Genomic DNA, 19,181 nt, shown 5'->3' with positions numbered 1-19,181 from the left:
TACAACGTTTTAAAGTTGTTGGCAGGCAATTTTGCTTATGCTAAGGTTTTTAAGATATGTATTGATAAAAGCCTAGATGACTTTATGAGTGAAGAAATTAACAAGAAAGAAAGCCTACTCTATCGATTCATCTTACACAGCCTAGACCAGTATCAAAACGGATTAGACTGCAAGTCTTTAACGTATCGATTTAGAGAATCGTTTAAACATTATCAAATAACAGAAAACAACACTCTGTCCGCACTTAGTTACCTAGAACAAACCAATCGCATTAATAAATTACATGATAAATGGTTTCGGAATAAAAAAAACGATGCATTAGCCTGCTTAACCGAGAGTGATATCATCTTCGCTTTAATTGTAAAGAAATTTACTCCCTACTCTTTCTCCCCGTCATTAGAGGAATATCTAGATACCACCATTCAAGCTTATGCCTCTGGAGTTGCTTCATATTATAATTATGATTTTTCTAACTATTTTCATGAGTGCATGAGTGGCATAAATACGTTACCAAACATTAAGAAATTAAAAGCTCATGAGTTTAAAAATATTCAACAACCTTTAGCATTTAGACACTCATTTAAAAAGTCTATCTTAAAATTTTTTCAGTCCCAATCTATGAACGCCTTGAAAAACTTAATAAAAATCTTATTGAGCAAGGAGACAATTGATAGAATTGTAGACAAAGCATGGGTCAAAAATACTTTAGCAAAGCATCTATCTGATCTTATTTGTGGTGTTTGTGCTTATAGTCACGTTGTGAATGGTGGCAGTACCATTATATCGTCACTTATCTTAGAACGATTAATCGAACTTGCCCCTTTGTCATCGCAAAATAATATTTGGCTAGTTAATAACATACAAGAGTCAAACCTCAAAAACCCTGCAAAGCAATTTTGCAACACACTGACGTTAAAACTGAAATACTTTATACGCAAGGCCAGTAATGAACAGAAAGAGTTGAATAGAAACGGTCATAAAGTAAACAACCAAGATGTAGATTTTACAACCTTTGATCTAACGATTTTTATTTATCATGTTTTATCACTTAGTGAAAACAAAAAACTCCAAGAATCTTATTCGCTAGACTCCACCCCTGCTGCCATTAATTATTCTCAAGCTTTTAATTGTTGGGCGAAGACTAACTGTGATGATGATGAACATAACCATTATGAAGATGATTATTATCTAAACAACGTGAGGTCTGACATAAATCAAATTTTAATATTTTTAATAAAACACACAGATAACACTAAACAATACAGGTTTAATAAGGAAAATAGTTCTCAGAGTGATGAAGGGCATGCTAAAAACGAGAAACGCGAAGGCTTTGAATGGTTAGATGATAAAATCTACGAAAAACTGTTTAAACAGATATCATTCGATGATGGCGATAACATTGAATTGTACTCATTTGATTTCACTCTTAACGCTATTATTAGCCTAACCTCAATCCCTTACAAAAACGATAAGTTACTGCTCAGACGGCGTAACTCTCGCCTCGCCGTTTTTTTCCAAATTTATACTAAAACTTTTGAATTTTATCAATCAATTCTGCTTAACTGGCCAGAACATAATGCGACAACAGAAAAAGGTTCTCACAGCAGTATAGGCAACAATCCCACGGCGATAATGAGTTTTGATACTGACGAAACCGATAGTCCTTTTCTTGAATCATCAGCAAGCATAAAAAATCATCCTGATATAACGAAAAGCAGAATTGAAGCGCGCTCTAACCGTATGTTTTTTATAGAGAACCTTATTAAATCCATAGGGCGTTGTGACAAAAATGCTTTCGTAGAGTACCTGATTTTGCACACCAGTTCTGACAGAAAGACAATTGTCAGCGACTTGATGCAACTTGAAGCGATATATACGCTAAATGTCGGTATTGATGATGATGCCAACTTAATATTTAATCGGACAACAAATAGAGGCGCAGGCCTCTCAACCGCTGAAAAAAAACAAAGATTATTTCGTGCGTTGATAAATGAAATTCTTCGAAACTTTACTCCACTAGAGTCCTTCGGCAAATATCAACTGGCTTTTGAACAACTTCATATTGATTTAAGCGATTTTACTGTAGAAGAAAAAATATGGCTAGATAATCAGAAAAACCAACTAAAGCAATTGCCGCAAGTCGCAAAACGCTGGAATTTAGATTTTTGTCTTGAGCTTACCCAAAATATTGAATATCCAGAATTTATAAGCACTCCTAATACTCGGAACTGCAAAATAACAAAGTATAATGTGATTTTATACGATTATTACGGCATTACAGACAAGGAATACTTTAACGAGAATATTATTACACAACCAATTATAAATGCTCACTTTAAAGGCGGTGGTGGTTTTTCGTTCGATATTGATGAGCAATACGAAGATTTTACTAATAACAGTAACATGTCTTATTTCATACCACCGAGTAAAAAAAGTTATCTTGGTGATGTTTTGTTGGAGCATACGCTAGAAGCACTAGCAAAAGAATATCCTTTTGAAGGGAATTCAGCCTTTTTACAACAACAAATGACGAGCCTGATATATCCTCAGAAGCTGAAATTCAAATACTCGATGTTTAGTGCTCTTGCTCATACTAAATTTTGTACACCATATCGAGGCTAAAATAGCAGTATCATTGTAAGCGTAATAACAGTAGGACTACTACCTCGCAAAACTCCGTCCTAAAAAACCAAAATTGTGTCACATCAAAAATTGATCTGAACCAATATTTTTGGACAGCACACTAAGTGAGTCAAATGACTTAACGAGGGGTCTATGGACTCCGCCTCTATTGCAAGCACAAAGTGTTCAAACTTGGCGGTGAATGACTGCATACGTCTATTCGGCTTGTGAGATTCATGGTTTTGCCATGCTCCAGCCCTGATAACTTTCGCGCACAAGAGTCTCATCGAATAAAAGGTAATAAATACCAACCTCGTTACCAGGCCTTTCCTATGCACGGTCTTAGCCGCTTTATTTATCCACTTTGTAGTCCATTCTTTACTTGAAAGGACAAGAGCTGGGAGGTACTTGCCGATCTCTTTGCCTTTCACTGGCTCAAAATCTAACCAGATAATGTCATTGCGTTTTGGAATGTACTGCGCCACTACTCGCCTAACTCCTCAACAGAGACAACAGCCAATTCATCAGCATGTGCCGTATGAGCATCTAAGCCGTTTAGAAGTTCTTTTTCGCTAAACGGGAAGCGTTTCTTTTGACGCTTAATAGGTTCAATAGTGATCTTCTTACCATCCGCTTTAACCTCAATCTCAGCCCCTTCAACCAAGCCAAATTGACGAATTAACGCAGCAGGAATGATGTTGCCAAGACTGTTGCCAATTTTTCGTACTTGAGTCCGCATATCTCAACCTCACAAGTGGGTACATTGTTATAACCAAATTGATTGTATACCTTTTAACCTCGGTGCCAACATTGTTATAACTAAAAAGCTAACTCAGCTGCCTTAGATATTGAGATAATACGCTCCTCATTTTAATTCTAAAAAGTTTTTAACTTTAAAGTCATAGCTTCAAACGTTATTGTCTACCGACAGAAAAATAAAGATTTATGCTAATTACTACTACTACGCCAGAATCGAACTACAAACCGAGTATTAAAGTATCATACTCTTTTTGTAGCTAATCTCTGGACAAAAAAAATTTAGAATTGCTGCCTAAAGTATTCAGTTATCAACCCCAAGTTATGCATGATCGTTCGATCACGGGCTTACTCATGAGCGTCAGGTGCAAGGATGCCGATTAACAGAAAACAACTAAGTATGATTCTTTATTACTTAGTATGAATCTTTATCCTACTCACACATTTATACTGTTTAGTAGTGACGATTTAAATACCACCTAGCCGCAACAGGCGCATAAAAAAACGGATACAATAGTGCATATAGAACGGAATAACCTTTAGTCTTGGCATGAATGTTATAAAAAAAGTACCCAATGCAACCCCAAATATTGATCGTAATTAACACAGAGATCAAATAACAAAAACGCTCTTGATCGGGTTCTAACAGTGCCAATTTTATTAAGGGGCTCATCATGGCAAGTACCACAACCCCACCCAACAGTTGGCAACTATAAATTTGTAGTGTTTTCATGTTGTTTCTCTTTTTTAAATACCAACTACGCCAACCTAACCTTCGGTACCCATACCGCATAATCCATAAATAGTGTCATATTTACTCTCCCGGCGCGATTACCAATCATCTGAGCCAAAACTACTGAAAGAGTCATCCAGTCCACTACTATATGAGTCGCTACTGCTAAAATCTGATACACCACTGTCGAACATATCTATTGCTGAATCACAGCCTATACCGCCTATTGAATCAATACCGTAGGCGTTACCTTCAACATCAACGCCGCACATACCACCAATCATAATGTTCCCATTTGCCGGATTTAGCACGGCATCATCAGTAGCAAAATCAGTTACAGACTCAAACTCTGCAGTGCCTTCATCAAAAAGCCCGCCAAACCAGCTGAACAATCCCAATTTCATTCTCCTAAACAAATTAAAGTGCAATATCCTTACACCAGCTTTTCAACGGGTTGTCGATAATGACAGCACAAATGCTTATCCGAACTTAATTATTTTCGATTGAATAGCAAGTTATTTTTAATTGGGGTTGTATATGTATGGAATTCAGATAGGTGGCCGCTAAGCAATTGTGATCAATTCAAAACTGGACAAAGGTTTTGAGAAAAACAAACCTAAAAAAATGACTATTTTGGTCTGTTTTACTGAGTTTAGCTTTTAACTTGAGTACTGAGGCTTTAAAAATCCCTTGTTGCAAGATTCATATATTCTACCAGGGTTAACGACGCTGCCCCCTTCGTTATTAATTAATGCCATAAAAGCAAAGTAGTATATGTATGAGTTTGATGTTATCCGTAATCTAATGGTCAAAATAATCTAGAGGTATTCAAGAACCAGTCCTGCATCCTGTTTGCTTTGAATCAATAAATTCATAGTAATAGTAGAGGTTTGGCCTATTGAAATAGAGACACCATTCACAACCTTACCTAAACCGGCTCCTACATGAGTTTAGGTGGAGCCAGTTAGCCAGACTTACACTGTTTGTAGCAAACAAGAACCAGACCAACTGTTAATATCACTGCCGGTATTAACCATAGAGCTTCCATCTAATTCTCCCATACCAGATTTTGAGAAAGGACCGTCTGTTGTCTATTGACTGAGGGTGTTCCGGAGACAAGTTTAATAGGACAATAATAAAGTAAAGGTTTAGCGTCAACTCAATAACACGGATAAAAAGAACAAACTGGCTAGGTGATACCCAAACGTGTGGAAGGATCATACCGTCACTCTTTGCTCACCTGATGTATAACGGTGTGAAAAAGAAAAATACTTTTAATAAGTATTTCCTTATGATTTTTCTTGATAATGAAGCCAAAGGCTTTTACTTTGGAATTGTATGCGTCATGTAAGCTTCAGATTCAATGAATAAATTTATTCTGCATTTTGTAACTTACGCTTTGGCTAATTTAATTTGTAATAGAAACCTGCAAATGGATACAGGAGTCATTTAATGAAAATTTTGACAGGCTTGGGTTATGACGAGCGATTGCCAAACAGGCCTTCCAATCAACTTGGCTCTTATGTCTGCGGTGAACAAGGCCTTATAGCTGCCATGGAGTTTCGTGCGGGTTTAAAAAAAATTGAAGTATCTCAGGCTGCTCGGTCAGTCGCTTACCTTAAAGCTTTAAAAGCTGCTGATAATGGTGAGCGTTTTTATAGCAACTCTTTTCAAGTTGATGAAATGGCAAGTGCGGCGACCCTGTTAGCATGGCGAGATTGGTCGATTCTGCATGGCTGGAAGCACGATGAACGCAGTAATAATTTTGGCCGATTTCACGATTTCGACGCCGTAGAACAACATTTCACGAAAATTGGCTCTTCCCTGGGCGAACGTATTTATGCATTGATACCTCGCCTTGCAATGATAAAGTCTAGTATTACAGGTATTGAGTTGCACCATACAAAGGAAAGTTGGCCCCCCCTGTACCAACTTCTATTTAAGGAACTGAGGAATGCAGGGGTAAGCGTGACTGAGGTACTAGTTAACCATCAGCCACAAGCCATACCAGACAGTGATTTGGGCAAGTTACAGCGTGCCTTGCTTGCTGTTAGCAAAGAGCCAGTATCTCTGCGACACGATGGTAGCCTCAGATTAATCGCCACTGCAAATAAACCACTGGCGGCGCAATATGCAGTACAAGCGGCAAATGATAAAGCCATCGTTATATCCAAGAAACTCAATCACTACCTAGAAACAGCACTAGAGCTTCAGGCTGGAAATCATTCTGGGGTGGGTGATACATCTGGGTCGCGCTCACCTAATCAACTACTGTTTCTTATGTTGCAAAGTGCCTGGAAAACGCCCTCTGCTAATGCTTTACTCCAGTTTTTAACCCTTCCAGCTGGCCGTTTTAAATCGCTTCGAAAAAAAATAGCTCGAAGCTTTCGTGACTTACCTGGCGTTAACAGAGACCTTTGGCAATCACAGATTGATGAATTTGTTACAAGGGTGCTGGTTGAAAAACCAGAGCAGGATGAAGCTGCATTGCGCCACGCAATTAGTGACTGGTTACCGATAAGTTTGACTGACAATGATGAGTACATGCCGCTATCGCTGGCAATTTGCCTAGCCGAGCGAGTCGCTGGTTACTGGCGCAGCCTTCTCATGATGACTGAGCAAGAACAAGCAGATGTCATTTACTCTTCAGCGTTTGCAGCGGCAGACGCTGTAGCTGAAGCACTGCGAGAATGGCCAGATAACTCAATTAGTAAAATGCAATTAAATCGCTTATTAACAATGACACTGAGCATTGGCAATAGCCGCTACTGCAACACTCGGCAAGTGTCAGCTTTTGACATAGTAGCTAATCCCGAGGTTGTGCAGTTGAAAGTGGACAATCCTGAGCAAGTTATTTGGCTTGATCCCGAAGTTAGTCCGTTTCACGCAGCACCACCGCTATCACGACAAGAGCTTAGAGGTATTCCATTAGCGCCAACATTGACACAGCAAGCCCAGTTTATGCAACAGGCACTTGCTAGGGCAATTACACCATTGCTCGCGGCAAGCAAATCATTAACGCTTATTTCAACAGACATGGCTCCTGAGCTGCTTAAACTCCAGCTAATGGCATTGCTTGGCAAGGATGTTTGGCTAACATTGGAAGATACTGTTTTAAATGGTCAGCAAATTTATGTTACCACTGAGCAAGTGCCTGAGTTTTCACTACCCAGATCCAAACGCTGGCAGCACATAGATCAACCCATTCCATCTCCCAGAGAAACGGAGTCATATAGTAGTTTGGCTGCATTAGCGCTCAAACCGCACGAATACGTGTTGAAATACTCAGCGAAGCTTTACGAGGATTCGACTGAGTCATTAACGGTAAATCCGCGCTTATTGGGTAACCTGGCGCATCATCTTGTGGAATACTGGCTAAATACCCATCCATGGACAGGCCAGCCCGTTGAATCCACAGAAATAAATGACTGGTTGAATACTAATCTGCCAATATTTATTCAGAAAATAGCGTTACCTCTGGCACAGCCTGGTAAGCAAGTTGAACGGATGAGATTTCAGCAGCAAATGCTGGCAGCCATCGATGCTTTATTTAATGCAATGGCGTCGGCAAACGTGGTCAATGTTCAGCCAGAACGAACCTTTAAATACGACGATGCACTTTGCCAGCTAACCAGTAATGTCGATTTGTACTGCGAACTACATGATGGGCGCTTTGCCATTATCGACATGAAATGGGGCAGCTACGAAAAGTACCGTGAGGAATTACAAGCTGGCCGACCTCTGCAACTGGCAACTTATGTTTATATAACTGAGCGCAGTTCCGATAGTTCAGGACATAGCCGCTATGGCCAATTCGCTGATGCCGGCTATTTTATCCTTAGCCGAGCAGAATTGCTGTGTAATAGCAATCTGACCTTTCCAACGGCCACTGTGGTTGATCCCGCTTTGCCGACGTCGTTTAAGCTTACCTGGCAACAGTTTGAGAAAACCCTGCGCTGGCGCTTAGCACAGTTAGAAAAAGGCGACATAGAACTGACTTACGGCAACGCAGATGTAGATGACAAATCTGTGCCGCCGGGCGATGCACTTGATCTGATTGTCCTTGAGCAAAGTGCCACCAAACGATCAGCAACTCCCTACAAAGCTCAATATAAAGCTATAGATGTATGGCGCAACCTGACTGGCAATATTAAGGATATTTAATTATGACGTTGTATTACACTCAAGCCAGCGCTGGTTCAGGTAAAACTTATCGAATTCAACAAGACGTTGCCGATAAATTAGAACGTGGCGAGCTTTTACCCTCAGAAATAATGGCAGTAACGTTTACTAAAGATGCCGCAGCAGAGTTAAAAAGCAGGATAAGCGAAGCATTGCTGGCGCGAGGCAATATACAACTTGCTGCCGGTATTATGTCAGCACGAATTGGAACTGTGCACAGCGTGTTTGGCCAACTGTTATCCGATTTTGCCTTTGAACTTGGCTTATCACCAGAGCAACGGGTGCTTGATGATCGTGATAAAAAGCAGGTACTAGCCGAAGCATTAGACAGTTGCTTAGTAGAAAATGAGATACAACAACTCAACAGGTTAAGTAGCAGGCTCTGTATCGAAGAATGGCGAGAGGACGTGCTTAAAATTATTGAGCTTATGCGTGCTAATGCTATGCATTCAGATTCAGCAGAAAAATTTGCCAAAGAGTCTGTTGCTTCATTTAAAAATTATTTCCCGGCAGCGGACGAAAGCATAACAGAAGCGTCATTACGTGCAGTATTGGAAGAAGCTGTTAAAAAAGCAAAGCTTGTTCAGTCACCAACCAGAGGTCTCACAGACACTATTGCCAATAGTGAAAAAATTCTGCGGCAATCGGCAATGACATGGCAAAACTGGATCAGTATTAGTAAATTTAAGCCAACAAAACTGGGTGAAGCATTGTTCGCACCGGTACAAAGCATGGCACTTGATGTACTGAGATGCCCAGCATTCCAGCATGAGATTGCCGACTTTATTACGCTTATGTTCCAAATCGTGCAAAAAGTTATGGATGGTTTTGCTGAGATTAAAAAAAGTCGGGGGCTCATCGATTTTGTAGATCAGGAAGAACTGGCACTCAAGGCTTTGCATCATTCTCTGGTGCAGCAACGTTTAACAGAGGAAGTGCGCTATTTAATTATTGACGAGTTTCAAGATACCAGCCCATTGCAACTTGCACTATTTTCTAAGGTCTCAACGCTAATAGATAATGTATTGATGGTAGGTGATGCCAAGCAAGCAATATATGGCTTTCGGGGCAGCGACCCCAAGTTGGCGCTAGATGTATTGCATTATGTTGGGCAAGGCGGCGGCAACATTAGCACACTAGCAAATTCCTGGCGCTCTAGAGCAGGCCTGGTCGAGTTAACCAACGAGTTGTTTACCCAACCATTTAGCCATTTGCTGCAAAGTGATCAGGTAAAACTGACTGCCAAACGTGACGAGACACTTAATTGCGCTGAATTAGCCTGGTGGACCCTTTCATACGAAAAGAAAAATAATGAAAACATATTAGCGGCACTTGCCGAAGGGATCCAAAAACATATTGGTACTGGTGTACAAGTAATTGATAAGGCAAGTCATAAACCCAGAGTCGCCAGCTGGAAAGATTTAGCGGTATTGTGCCGCAGTAATAAAGATGCAGCAGATCTGGCAGGTTATTGCGCTCAACTAGGCATTCCCGTTTCATTGGAACGAACCGGGCTATTAGAAACTCCCGAGGTGAGTTTAGCATTGGCGTGCTTACGCCGTTTAATTGACCCAGCTGATGCCTTAGCCAGCGCAGAAATACTTACGCTCTGTACAGGTCAAAACCTTGAGTTATGGTTACAAGACAGGCTTGCCGCCATAGCGGCCGGTGAAGCAAATGCTTGGAATAATACAGCCCATCCGCTGTTAACAAAGCTTGATAAAGCGCGCCAGCATATTGGACTGTTAAGCACCAAAGAGGCAGTTGCTTTGGCCATGATGGCCGGCGATGTTAATGCAACGGTTTGTAAGTGGCGCGAAACAGCAAAACTAACCGAACACCGGTTGGCCAATTTGGTTCGCTTATCAGACATGGTTGATGACTATGAAAACCATTGTCTTGCGCAATTTTTAGCAGCCACGCCCACAGGTTTTATTCTGTGGCTGAAAGATTTAGAACAGCGTTTTACTGATCAGCAAGCCGCTAACCCAGGAAATGCCATTACCATCACCACTTACCATAAAGCGAAAGGACTTGAATGGCCAATAGTAATCTGCAGCAGCCTGGATTCTTCATTAAAGGTGTCTCTGTTCGGGCCACGCATTACCGATCATGGGCTACCATTTGACTGGCATAAACCACTAAACGGACGTAGCTTATGCTACTGGCCCTACCCGTTTCCAGCTCAAAAAGGTAAAGACATTTTGTCTGAAAGGCTTGTTGGTACGGATGAATATAAATCTGCTGAATTACAGGCTCGTAACGAAGCCATTCAATTACTGTATGTTGGCATGACCCGTGCCAGAGATCAGCTTATTCTAACCACCATTGGCGAGGAGGAAACTTTAGGTGATTGGCTACAGCTTCTCAATACCAAAGTATTGCCGCCCGAAGACAAGTTAATCACTCTGCCCTCTGGTGCAACGTTGAATGTTGAAAAAAATACTTGGATAAAATCAGCAAAACCTGAGGTGAAATCCCTGAACCGAACGCGGCATTGGCTAAAACCTGGGCTGCAGCTTACCGAGTTACAGGCGTCGGATTATTATCGTCCGGCATCAAAGAGCACTTCTGTTACTCCATGCTCAAGTATCCTCTTGCATGACTTTAATAGCCGCGTAGCAATCAGCGGGAACCCTGACATGGGCAAAGTGGGTAATGTAATTCACCACTGTCTTGCGTTGATACTAGATAAGCCTGATATTGATGTCGAAATACTCAATAATTTAGTTAGCGCAGAAACTCCGGGCATGCTGCAGGGGGAGCAAATACTTCGCCAAGGGTTGGCATTATTAGACTGGATTAACACTAACTATCCGCAAAGCGTACTCCATACCGAAATGCCAATCATGCAATTACTGGATGACGGCAGTTTAAGGCAAGGCGCTATTGACCTGGTACTTGAAACTGATGCAGGTTGGATAGTGATTGATCATAAATCCAACCCGCAACCTAAAGCTAAGTGGTTAGAGATAGCGCAAGTTCACAGCGGCCAGTTGCTGGCTTATAAAGAGTGTCTTGAAACGCTATCGAGCAAACCTGTGCTGGCAATGTTGATTCACTTTTCGGTAAGTGGAGCGCTGGTTAAGGTAGAACTTTAGCAGCTAATCAGCTTTACTGAGTTACTTGTTTTGGTTAAGGGTTCGCCCTCATATCAAGACTGGTAACTCTTACTTTTAAATTACAGGTTCTCGTTAAGTAGCTACTTTACAATTTAGTCAGTTTATTGAAGTTTTATAGTCAGCTTATTGAGTTTGGTGCTTATAGTCGCGGTCTTTTGGAATTTGTTGCTGTCTGAGAATATTCGCCGCTATTATTACGACAAGACATTTTTTTACAATCAAATGGGCATAATTAATCTGTTGAGGCTTTCGGAGTTTGGGTTGGATACGTTGATAATGTTCTTAACCGTTCTTCCTCCTCCCGCAGATACTTAAACGGAAACGGCATTACAGAATACTGCTTATGCCTGATATGTGAAGGCGTGAGCAAATCGTAAAAATTGATTGGGATGTCTGGCCGATTACCACAGAGCCGGTACATGCGGCTAAAGTTACCATAGCTTGCTTTTACTGCTTGCACATTGGCTGAAAAATACAGATGGTGTTCAGCAAATACTCTTAAGCCCCAATGCGCTTGCAAAAAACCATCCTGCCGTTTTTTGACTGACTGCCACAGCGTAATACCATAGTTTTGTAGCCACTGGTTTAACTGCTCTTTGGCACGGCTGCGAAGCAGGCTCTTGTCTTTAAGAATTGCTTTTGCATCTGATACCTTCATATCATTTGTTGCGTTGTCTTTAGCGAGATGCTGTTGCAATAGCATAGCTGCTGAATTACCAGGATATTGCTGGCAGAATTGTTCAATTAACGCTTTAGGTATTACCTTTCCTCTACTATGTTCTATGCTGAGTAAAATAGGCATAATTCCGCTGAGATCAGCTAACGGTACGGCTGGTGTATCGGTAATAAACACATACTCCTGCTGCTCTGGCCAATACATCAGTGGCTTTACTTGCCACTTACTGCCAGTAAGCATTTTGCTATGCTGAGGGCTAATTAACTGTTTTAAGATGGCGATGTCTGCTTGCGACAACAGACCAAACTGTATCTTAGCATTGTCGATTTTAAGGCTGTGATATCTGATTTCTGCATCATTACTTATGTGCTCTGCCAGAATGTAGGTTGCCCCCAGCGTATCAGGCATATTGTCGAGTAAAATCTGTTTTGTGCTTAGCTCTAACTTTACAAACAGCTCTTTTAATAGCACCTCGTATACATGTGATGATAGCTGCCCGTTAGCATCGAACAGGTTTTCAATGGTGCAGTTCTGAATAATAACGTCAAGGTTAGCCTGTTTAACCAGTTGATAAGGGTCCTGCCCTTTTGGGTAAGTGTCTTTGTTATAAGTTATGAGTAAGTTCAGGCTCCCCTGCTCTGGCGCTTCCGCACACATTGCTTGGTATCCGTCTGCGGCTAGCTTTAGCAGCAACTTCTGCTCTGCTTGCTTATCTTTTGTGGTGTTTACCAGCACCATAGCATGCTGCAACAGCTGCTGGTGTATGGCGGCATAATGTTTTTGTATTTCATTGCCTTTGGGTAACAATTCCAGATGTGATGAAAACGATGCCAGTGTTACCGTAAACATATCGCCGTAAACCGTTTTTATGTCTTCCAGGCATTGGTTGATAACACCGGTTTTAGTGCGTTCAAATAACTCTAAGTCCAGATCTTTTAAATCGATAGCTGCCACGCGGTTTTTAAATTTACTGGCTGCTGCTTTAATGTAATCGCCTTTAACACTTTTACTGACCAGTGCTGATGTTAAATCGAGTGCATACCTCTGCCCACGGGCATACTCAGGGTAAAGCTTGCCAGAGGCATCTTGTAACTCTTCTACCGGGGTAAAGGTGACTACTTTGGCGATGAGTGCGCGCGGTACTTCGCTCGTGCCGTTATTGCCTGACCAATCAGTGTCGATATCAATCTCTACCGCCACTAGCTTGTTATTGATTGTTTTAGCTTTTCGGGTTTTCTTAAAATCGACCAGGTAATACAGGCCATTTTGCTCGAACCGGCTGACAGCGCCATTAGCCTGAGTTAAATTACGCGCAAGGGCGCGTAGCAACAGCTTGTCCAGGACGTAAGGCGGTGTATAGTCGAAGTTTGCTCTTTTAACCGCCACCCTAGGGTCGTCAAATCTAAAATTATGCTGCTGGGGTAGCAGCACGTAATAGTGTTTACTGAAGTCATCTACCAGCGACAAAATGCAACCTGTTTTATACAGCTGGCCCGGGATAGTCTTTTTAACTTCCGCCCTTTCTTGTTTATCTGCGACATGCTGATAGCTAATAATGTAAATATCATACTGCTTAGCTAGTGCCGGCCTATCAAACTGCGTAGCAGCAATAAAAGTAGTCATTAAAGGAATATTGGAAGGTGTTATCTTGGGCATGTCAGCTCTCTTTATACTCAACGTACTCACTGTTTAAACACCAAAGCGCCAAAGCTTGTAAGGCATCACTATTAACCACTGCAGTTACACTATTTATAAGACCGGATACTTCCAGAATTTTTGCATCCTGGCTTGAACACTGCCGAAAGTCGAGGTCAAGATAGCGTATTCTGCTTTCGCCCTTAGCAAAAAGGTTGATATAAGAAAATTGTTGACAGATATTACGCTGAGATAAATTTTTGAGCTTACTAATTGTGGTACTTGCTGGCATATGGTTGACCGACCAGCACTTCACATCCAGGCCGATAGTGCAGCCATTTTTCTCTACTAGTGCATCCAGGTGCTCGAAGTATGCCTCTGGCATATCTTGCCACGCAAACCCTGCGCCGGTCAGTACCACTTTCACTGCCTGTTCAGCAATGGCCGGCAGATACACATTGGTGTATAGATACGGTACCATCACCCAATTGTGGGCAGGCCAGTTTAGCTGATAACCCTGCGCCGCAAAATATTCCTTAATATTGGAAATGCGGCTGAGTACCGGCAATGGCGTATTGGCATTGCTGACCACCTTGCCAGTGCTGACCTCATTAAAAAATTGATAGAGTTCTAAGTTGCCGTCTGGATCACCTTCATATCGATACTCTGGCAGTTCTGAATCTGCGGGTAGTTGCAAATATAAGGTGGGCCATGTGGCATCCTCAGCAGCTATTACCGGGTGCTTTAACAACTGTTCGCGGATGGCTTGCCAGGCATTAATATCTGATGCTAATACCTTCTCAGATTTAAACAAACGGTCAAGTAACCTTGAAATCATTTTTGCCGCATCGATGTTGTTATTGCGGGCAATATTTAGACGCCGCTGCAGAGTAAAACTGTTCAAAGAGCACTGTAACGCCTGCTTCGCTTTTTGCACTAATGCCAGATACTCATGTGACAGCAGATCAGGCTGGCGCGGATCATCTGCCAAGGTTTGCATAAGAGCAGCATCGGTATATATACAGATAGATTGTTGCTTAAATTCGGTGCGCGCCATCCTGCCAACGGCTTGTTCAATGTACTTCCGGATTGCCCATTGGTAGTCTTCGAGCTGGTAGTACTCTTTTAATAACCTTGGATCTTGGTCACCGCGCAACACATTATAACAAAGCGTCCTGGTTGCGTTGTGCGATAACTCTCCCGCCTCTTTTAACGACATAAATTGGTGCAATAGTTTCAGCTGCCTCAGCTTGAAATCATCATCTGTTTCAAGCAACCGGGTTGGCTTTTCCAAGTAAATAGTATCAATATCTGTTTTGATAGTGCTGCTAGCCTGCCGATTGGCTCCGATGTATTTTAGTAGCGAAGCGAGCTGCGCATCCTCCACCACATAGTCAGGGTTTTTACCTGCACCCATGGATTTGTATGTCGACACCACCACCACTTTATCGGCGCTGGTTGTTAGCGTAGCTAACACTTCGTCATAACGGCCCTGATGCATAGCTGCAGCATTTACCCCAAAGAAAATCTTAATGGTAACGCCATGCTGTGATGCCATGTTTTCAACGTTTTGTTTAATAAAGTTTATCAGCGCCGGATATCCTTTTTCATCCAGAGTACGGTTTAGCAAGGCAAGCATATAACGGTTTGCTGGCTGTGCTACAAAATCATGGAAAGCACGTAATAACTTTGCCACCCAGCTTCTGAAATAATCATTACCGTCCTCTGGGTTGGGCATCAGGCTATCTAAAAACAAAGAACGCGCTCTGGCACTTTGTCCTTCTGCTTGAGAAAGTAAAAAAGGGTCATCGGCATGGTTAAAGCTGACATTCACCGAGACTTTTTCACGCTGGTAATTGCGCCTGGATTGATAATAATCGGAAATTATCTTTCGATGTTGTGGAGCTAACTCAATAAAGCTTTGTTTTAGACGAGCTTGCAGATACGCCATATCAAAGTTGTGTACTACGGTTTTTGCCGTTGCTGTTGCGCTAATCCCCAGAATAACGGCGCCTTCTTCAACCATTGTTGCTAATAATCCGGTGGGGGTTATGCTTAAGCCATTTAGATAGCAATTTACGGTATCTCGTACACCCGGGTTCTGGCTGATGTCGATACTTTTAAAACCTTTGGCGTGATAACTGCGACCAGACGCAAGGGGTTGTTTGCTTTTGACGCTTGAAAGGTGGGTGTCGAAGGCATTAAAAACGGCCTTGCTAAACTGACTTAAATTATAGTGATCCAGAATTGATAATACGGCATCTTGCAACAAGGCGTTTTTACTTCGGTGATCTTTTGTAAGTGCCCCCTGATTTTGCTGATAACGTGATACAGCAAACATCATATTCTGCAAAAAGCGCTGATAAATATGATCGGCATCATTTAAAAACTCAAGCAAATCGCTTGAAAACTCGTCGTTCAGTTGTTCTTTCGGTAAAACGGAGATGAGGTTTTTCTGTAGCAGATCGTTGCGCTCTAAAGTCAGAATGTCGCTGGCACTATTGGCCAGGGCCTGATACTCCTGAGCCTTGCTGTGGAATATCGAGTGTACTGTCAGCCTATCAGAAAACAGCCTCACTGGAGTATCTGCCAAAGTTTTACCTGACGTATTAAATGCGAACTCCATACACCATTTCTGCTCAAACTCATTAATTTTGTGCCGGACCTCGTCGAATACGTCATCGACACCACGGTAGCGTTCAGAGTTTTCTAGCTTATATAGTTTGAAATTAGCTAACAGGGTGCGGATAACTTGCAGCAGATCATCAGCCTTATTGTTGAGTAACTCTGAGAGAATTTCTGCGCTCTGCTTATCCACTTCGTCAATAATCAGCCACTGCCGGTTGAGCTCTCGTAACGGCCGGTATTTTCCTGTTACTGTGTCGATACCCTTAAGATACTTTTTTGTAGTCATAAGCATCACATGCGCTTTGCCTGTCGCTATTCTCTCACCTGGCAACAACTTCTCCAGCAAGCTTTGCTGGACGTTATTAAGACGGATTGGTTTATCAGACTGCTGTACCGTCTGCATGTAACGCACAAGTTTTGAATAAAATTGTGCGGCATATTTGTCTACACTTCGATTTAATGCTTCATCTGGATGATAACCAGCTAACTCACGAAGCGCAGAAATTTCTTTCCAGTCGTGATATAACTCCGAATTTTGCAAATCAAATAGCTGTAGTATTTTTTCAACGTCTGACGGTGATGTGTCTAGTAACTGATTTTTCTGGCTGGGAAGATAAACAATGCGATCCTTCAGCATGTTTTTTTCTTCAGTAGTGAGGGTGCTTTCATCATCGATTAGCCGATTTATTTCAGTAAAAGCATTTTTTACGTTGTCAATTGAATCAGTGATAAATACTATTAGTCTTGGCTTGGCATTTTCTTTTGCCTGCCAAACCATATCCCAAATAATTAATTTTAGTGCGGTGTATGTTTTACCGATCCCCGTTTGAAACGGCAGTGGAAAAAAAGCGCCATGCTCACTATGCCGCTCGTGCAGATAGGGTGATAGTAACTGCTCATCAACTAGCGTAAACAATGGATTTTGATCACCCAGCGAGGCCTTTATCACTTGAGATTCCATAGCCATTCTCCCTTATCGCTAAGCAAATCTGACTGGTTATGTACTGTATGTTGTTTTGCGCTGCTTTCTAAACAATGCTGACTTATCATAGTAATCACCAAGCTTCGGTGCTTGCTTCTGGCACATCAGTTCGCTGGGTCTGCGTTCAGCGATAGTGACGCCGAACATTTCAAGATGTAACTGTTTCATCAAGTTCTGTCTTGTCTTTGTCGGCTTTGCTGGCAATAACATGTCAAAAAACTATCGGCTTAAATTGATTAAAAATAGCTCATTTTGTGCGTAGTTATTTTTTCGCTTTCGGCCAATAAAACGTTAAAACATCTCTGCCTGTTGCATCCTGCTGCCTTGTACATTAGTGCTTAATATAATGACATTCCATCCGTTAATTAACATTTTAGGTTGTTTCTCAATTCACACCATACTGTGTAACTGTTCAGTGTATGCTTTTCATGCAGGTGTTTTTTAGCAGGGTTAAAACACTAAGCCTGCAGGCCACAGTTACCTGTACTTTGGTATCGCATAACCACAATAGAGCAAAACAGCATAAGCGACATATGGCAGCAGAAGGTCTGCCGCATATAACTCGGCTCGGTAATTTATTGAAGAACATGAATGCTAAAGCCTATTTAGCCTATAGGGGAAGCGTGATTTGGCTGCTTTGAACGAATAACTTATGTGGATAACGGTTATGCTTAGATAGATAGCAATAGTGCCAAGCGCACATTTTGACCCATTGCCTTGGGTAGGAAAAATTACCTGTTTGCGGGGTCATTTGCCGGATGAGAGCGAGAGGCTGTGCTGTACTCAATACTCGGCACCGCTAAACTCAATAGCATCAATCCAAATGACTATTTAACAGCGGTATTCAAACGTATCGGCACTCACCACATCAACCATGTCGATGAGTTGTTACCTTGGAATATCGTTCTATCCAAACAGTCAGGTGACGCTATTTAAGACACTCAGTGTCCACTAAAATTAAGTGGACACTCAAATCAAAGCGCTAACCTGTGATCGCCGGACGCTTACAACTCAAGCGGATATTGCTAAGCAAGACGGTTTGCGATTTACAAGCATTTCGGACGTTGAAAACAAACTGAGCCATGAAATAAGCCATAGTTTTTTTCAACTGCAAATTAGCTATTCGCTTCTTATGCTCGTTCTCTCGACATATACCCTGCAGTCTCACTAAAAGCTTCAGTGCTTCATACGCATTGTAAGACCAAAATTCAATTTGTGGTTAAACTCATACTTATCAGCATCATCACAGAAAACTATTAGAACATTGTGGTAGCCACCATTGTGATATTGACGCTTTAACTCCTGCTGAAAGTAGAGCTTCACATGTGGCTCTGCTATACTCAAATTTTGTAATAATAAAACTGAAACTTCTTCTTTATTTAAATCTTCAAGCAAGTTAAATTCTTTTGGGAAATTATCAGGGTAAAATTGCTTAAAAGCCCTTACAAGTTCATTGTCTTCAATTACCAGCTTTGGAGAACCATAAGTTATTAAACCTTTGAGATCTAATTCTACTAATCTTATTCCAAGCTCATCCTTACCTAATTCATCAGGAAATTCAAAATCATTTTTTACCTGCTCTATTCCTGTTTTAATCAAATCTAATGCTTTTGATTTATCTTCTGTCACTATAGTCAGATTAATTCCATTGCTCCTAAAAAATGGGACACCATTTTTATCAAAAAAATTCTTTTCAAATGACCTCAATACGTCAAACTTTGAGTCGTTCTCAAGCTTATTAAATAATTTATATGTAAGCTGATTTTTAAAAAAATCTAAGACTTTTTGAGCATCTCTATACAAATCTTCGTCATTACAGTTCATTCTTATCCCCTAAGTAGAATT

9 protein-coding genes and 1 pseudogene are annotated in these 19,181 nt (G+C 41.4%); 4 read left to right on the top strand and 6 right to left on the bottom strand.

Annotated features, from left to right (window positions below):
• Positions 1-84 precede the first annotated feature (84 nt).
• Entirely contained in the window at positions 85-2,622 is a 2,538-nt protein-coding gene (locus tag LMJ53_RS14255) for a hypothetical protein (protein WP_229587736.1), read from the top strand.
• A gap of 83 nt (positions 2,623-2,705) precedes the next feature.
• Here the strand turns inward: LMJ53_RS14255 and LMJ53_RS14250 are convergent, their stop codons facing one another.
• The 3 genes from LMJ53_RS14250 to LMJ53_RS14240 form a co-directional block, all read right to left on the bottom strand.
• A complete protein-coding gene (locus LMJ53_RS14250) occupies positions 2,706-3,107 on the bottom strand; it encodes a type II toxin-antitoxin system PemK/MazF family toxin (protein WP_324295613.1) in 402 nt (133 codons plus the stop codon).
• A complete protein-coding gene (locus LMJ53_RS14245) occupies positions 3,107-3,361 on the bottom strand; it encodes an AbrB/MazE/SpoVT family DNA-binding domain-containing protein (protein ID WP_229587734.1) in 255 nt (84 codons plus the stop codon). The genes LMJ53_RS14250 and LMJ53_RS14245 overlap by 1 nt, the downstream gene beginning before the upstream one ends.
• Before the next feature lie 848 nt (positions 3,362-4,209).
• Positions 4,210-4,509, bottom strand: a complete 300-nt coding sequence (locus LMJ53_RS14240) for a hypothetical protein (protein ID WP_229587732.1) — start codon at positions 4,507-4,509, stop codon at positions 4,210-4,212.
• A 1,072-nt stretch (positions 4,510-5,581) separates the two neighbouring features.
• Here LMJ53_RS14240 and LMJ53_RS14235 point away from each other — a divergent pair.
• Together LMJ53_RS14235 and LMJ53_RS14230 are read left to right on the top strand one after the other, a co-directional pair.
• Positions 5,582-8,275, top strand: a complete 2,694-nt coding sequence (locus LMJ53_RS14235; protein ID WP_229587730.1) for a PD-(D/E)XK nuclease family protein — start codon at positions 5,582-5,584, stop codon at positions 8,273-8,275.
• A gap of 2 nt (positions 8,276-8,277) precedes the next feature.
• The gene (locus LMJ53_RS14230; RefSeq protein WP_229587728.1) at positions 8,278-11,394 is read left to right on the top strand and encodes a UvrD-helicase domain-containing protein; all 3,117 of its coding nucleotides are present in this window, start codon (positions 8,278-8,280) and stop codon (positions 11,392-11,394) included.
• Between the two features lie 253 nt (positions 11,395-11,647).
• Here LMJ53_RS14230 and LMJ53_RS14225 read toward each other — a convergent pair whose 3' ends face one another.
• Positions 11,648-13,747, bottom strand: coding sequence for a hypothetical protein (locus LMJ53_RS14225; protein WP_229587726.1), 2,100 nt, complete (start codon positions 13,745-13,747; stop codon positions 11,648-11,650).
• A gap of 1 nt (position 13,748) precedes the next feature.
• Positions 13,749-17,315, bottom strand: coding sequence for a hypothetical protein (locus LMJ53_RS14220; protein ID WP_229587724.1), 3,567 nt, complete (start codon positions 17,313-17,315; stop codon positions 13,749-13,751).
• Between the two features lie 696 nt (positions 17,316-18,011).
• Between LMJ53_RS14220 and LMJ53_RS14215 the strand changes: the two are divergent.
• Positions 18,012-18,272: pseudogene (locus tag LMJ53_RS14215) on the top strand (transposase domain-containing protein); the annotation flags it as partial.
• 240 nt (positions 18,273-18,512) lie between these two features.
• Here LMJ53_RS14215 and LMJ53_RS14210 read toward each other — a convergent pair.
• Entirely contained in the window at positions 18,513-19,160 is a 648-nt protein-coding gene (locus LMJ53_RS14210; RefSeq protein WP_229587722.1) for a hypothetical protein, read from the bottom strand.
• Positions 19,161-19,181 lie beyond the last annotated feature (21 nt).

This window comes from Rheinheimera sp. UJ51 (genome assembly GCF_020819615.1).
In the GTDB taxonomy this organism is placed as follows: domain Bacteria; phylum Pseudomonadota; class Gammaproteobacteria; order Enterobacterales; family Alteromonadaceae; genus Alishewanella; species Alishewanella maricola.
The sequence above is the reverse complement of the archived record's forward strand: the minus strand, read 5'-3'. Positions and strand labels throughout refer to the sequence as shown.

Bases quoted from the DNA above. Each gene is read 5' to 3' on its own strand.
- LMJ53_RS14210 (WP_229587722.1), bottom strand. From the start codon at position 19,160: ATGAACTGTAATGACGAAGATTTGTATAGAGATGCTCAAAAAGTCTTA.
- LMJ53_RS14225 (WP_229587726.1), bottom strand. From the start codon at position 13,747: ATGCCCAAGATAACACCTTCCAATATTCCTTTAATGACTACTTTTATT.
- LMJ53_RS14245 (WP_229587734.1), bottom strand. From the start codon at position 3,361: ATGCGGACTCAAGTACGAAAAATTGGCAACAGTCTTGGCAACATCATT.
- LMJ53_RS14220 (WP_229587724.1), bottom strand. From the start codon at position 17,315: ATGGAATCTCAAGTGATAAAGGCCTCGCTGGGTGATCAAAATCCATTG.
- LMJ53_RS14230 (WP_229587728.1), top strand. From the start codon at position 8,278: ATGACGTTGTATTACACTCAAGCCAGCGCTGGTTCAGGTAAAACTTAT.
- LMJ53_RS14255 (WP_229587736.1), top strand. From the start codon at position 85: ATGAGTGAAGAAATTAACAAGAAAGAAAGCCTACTCTATCGATTCATC.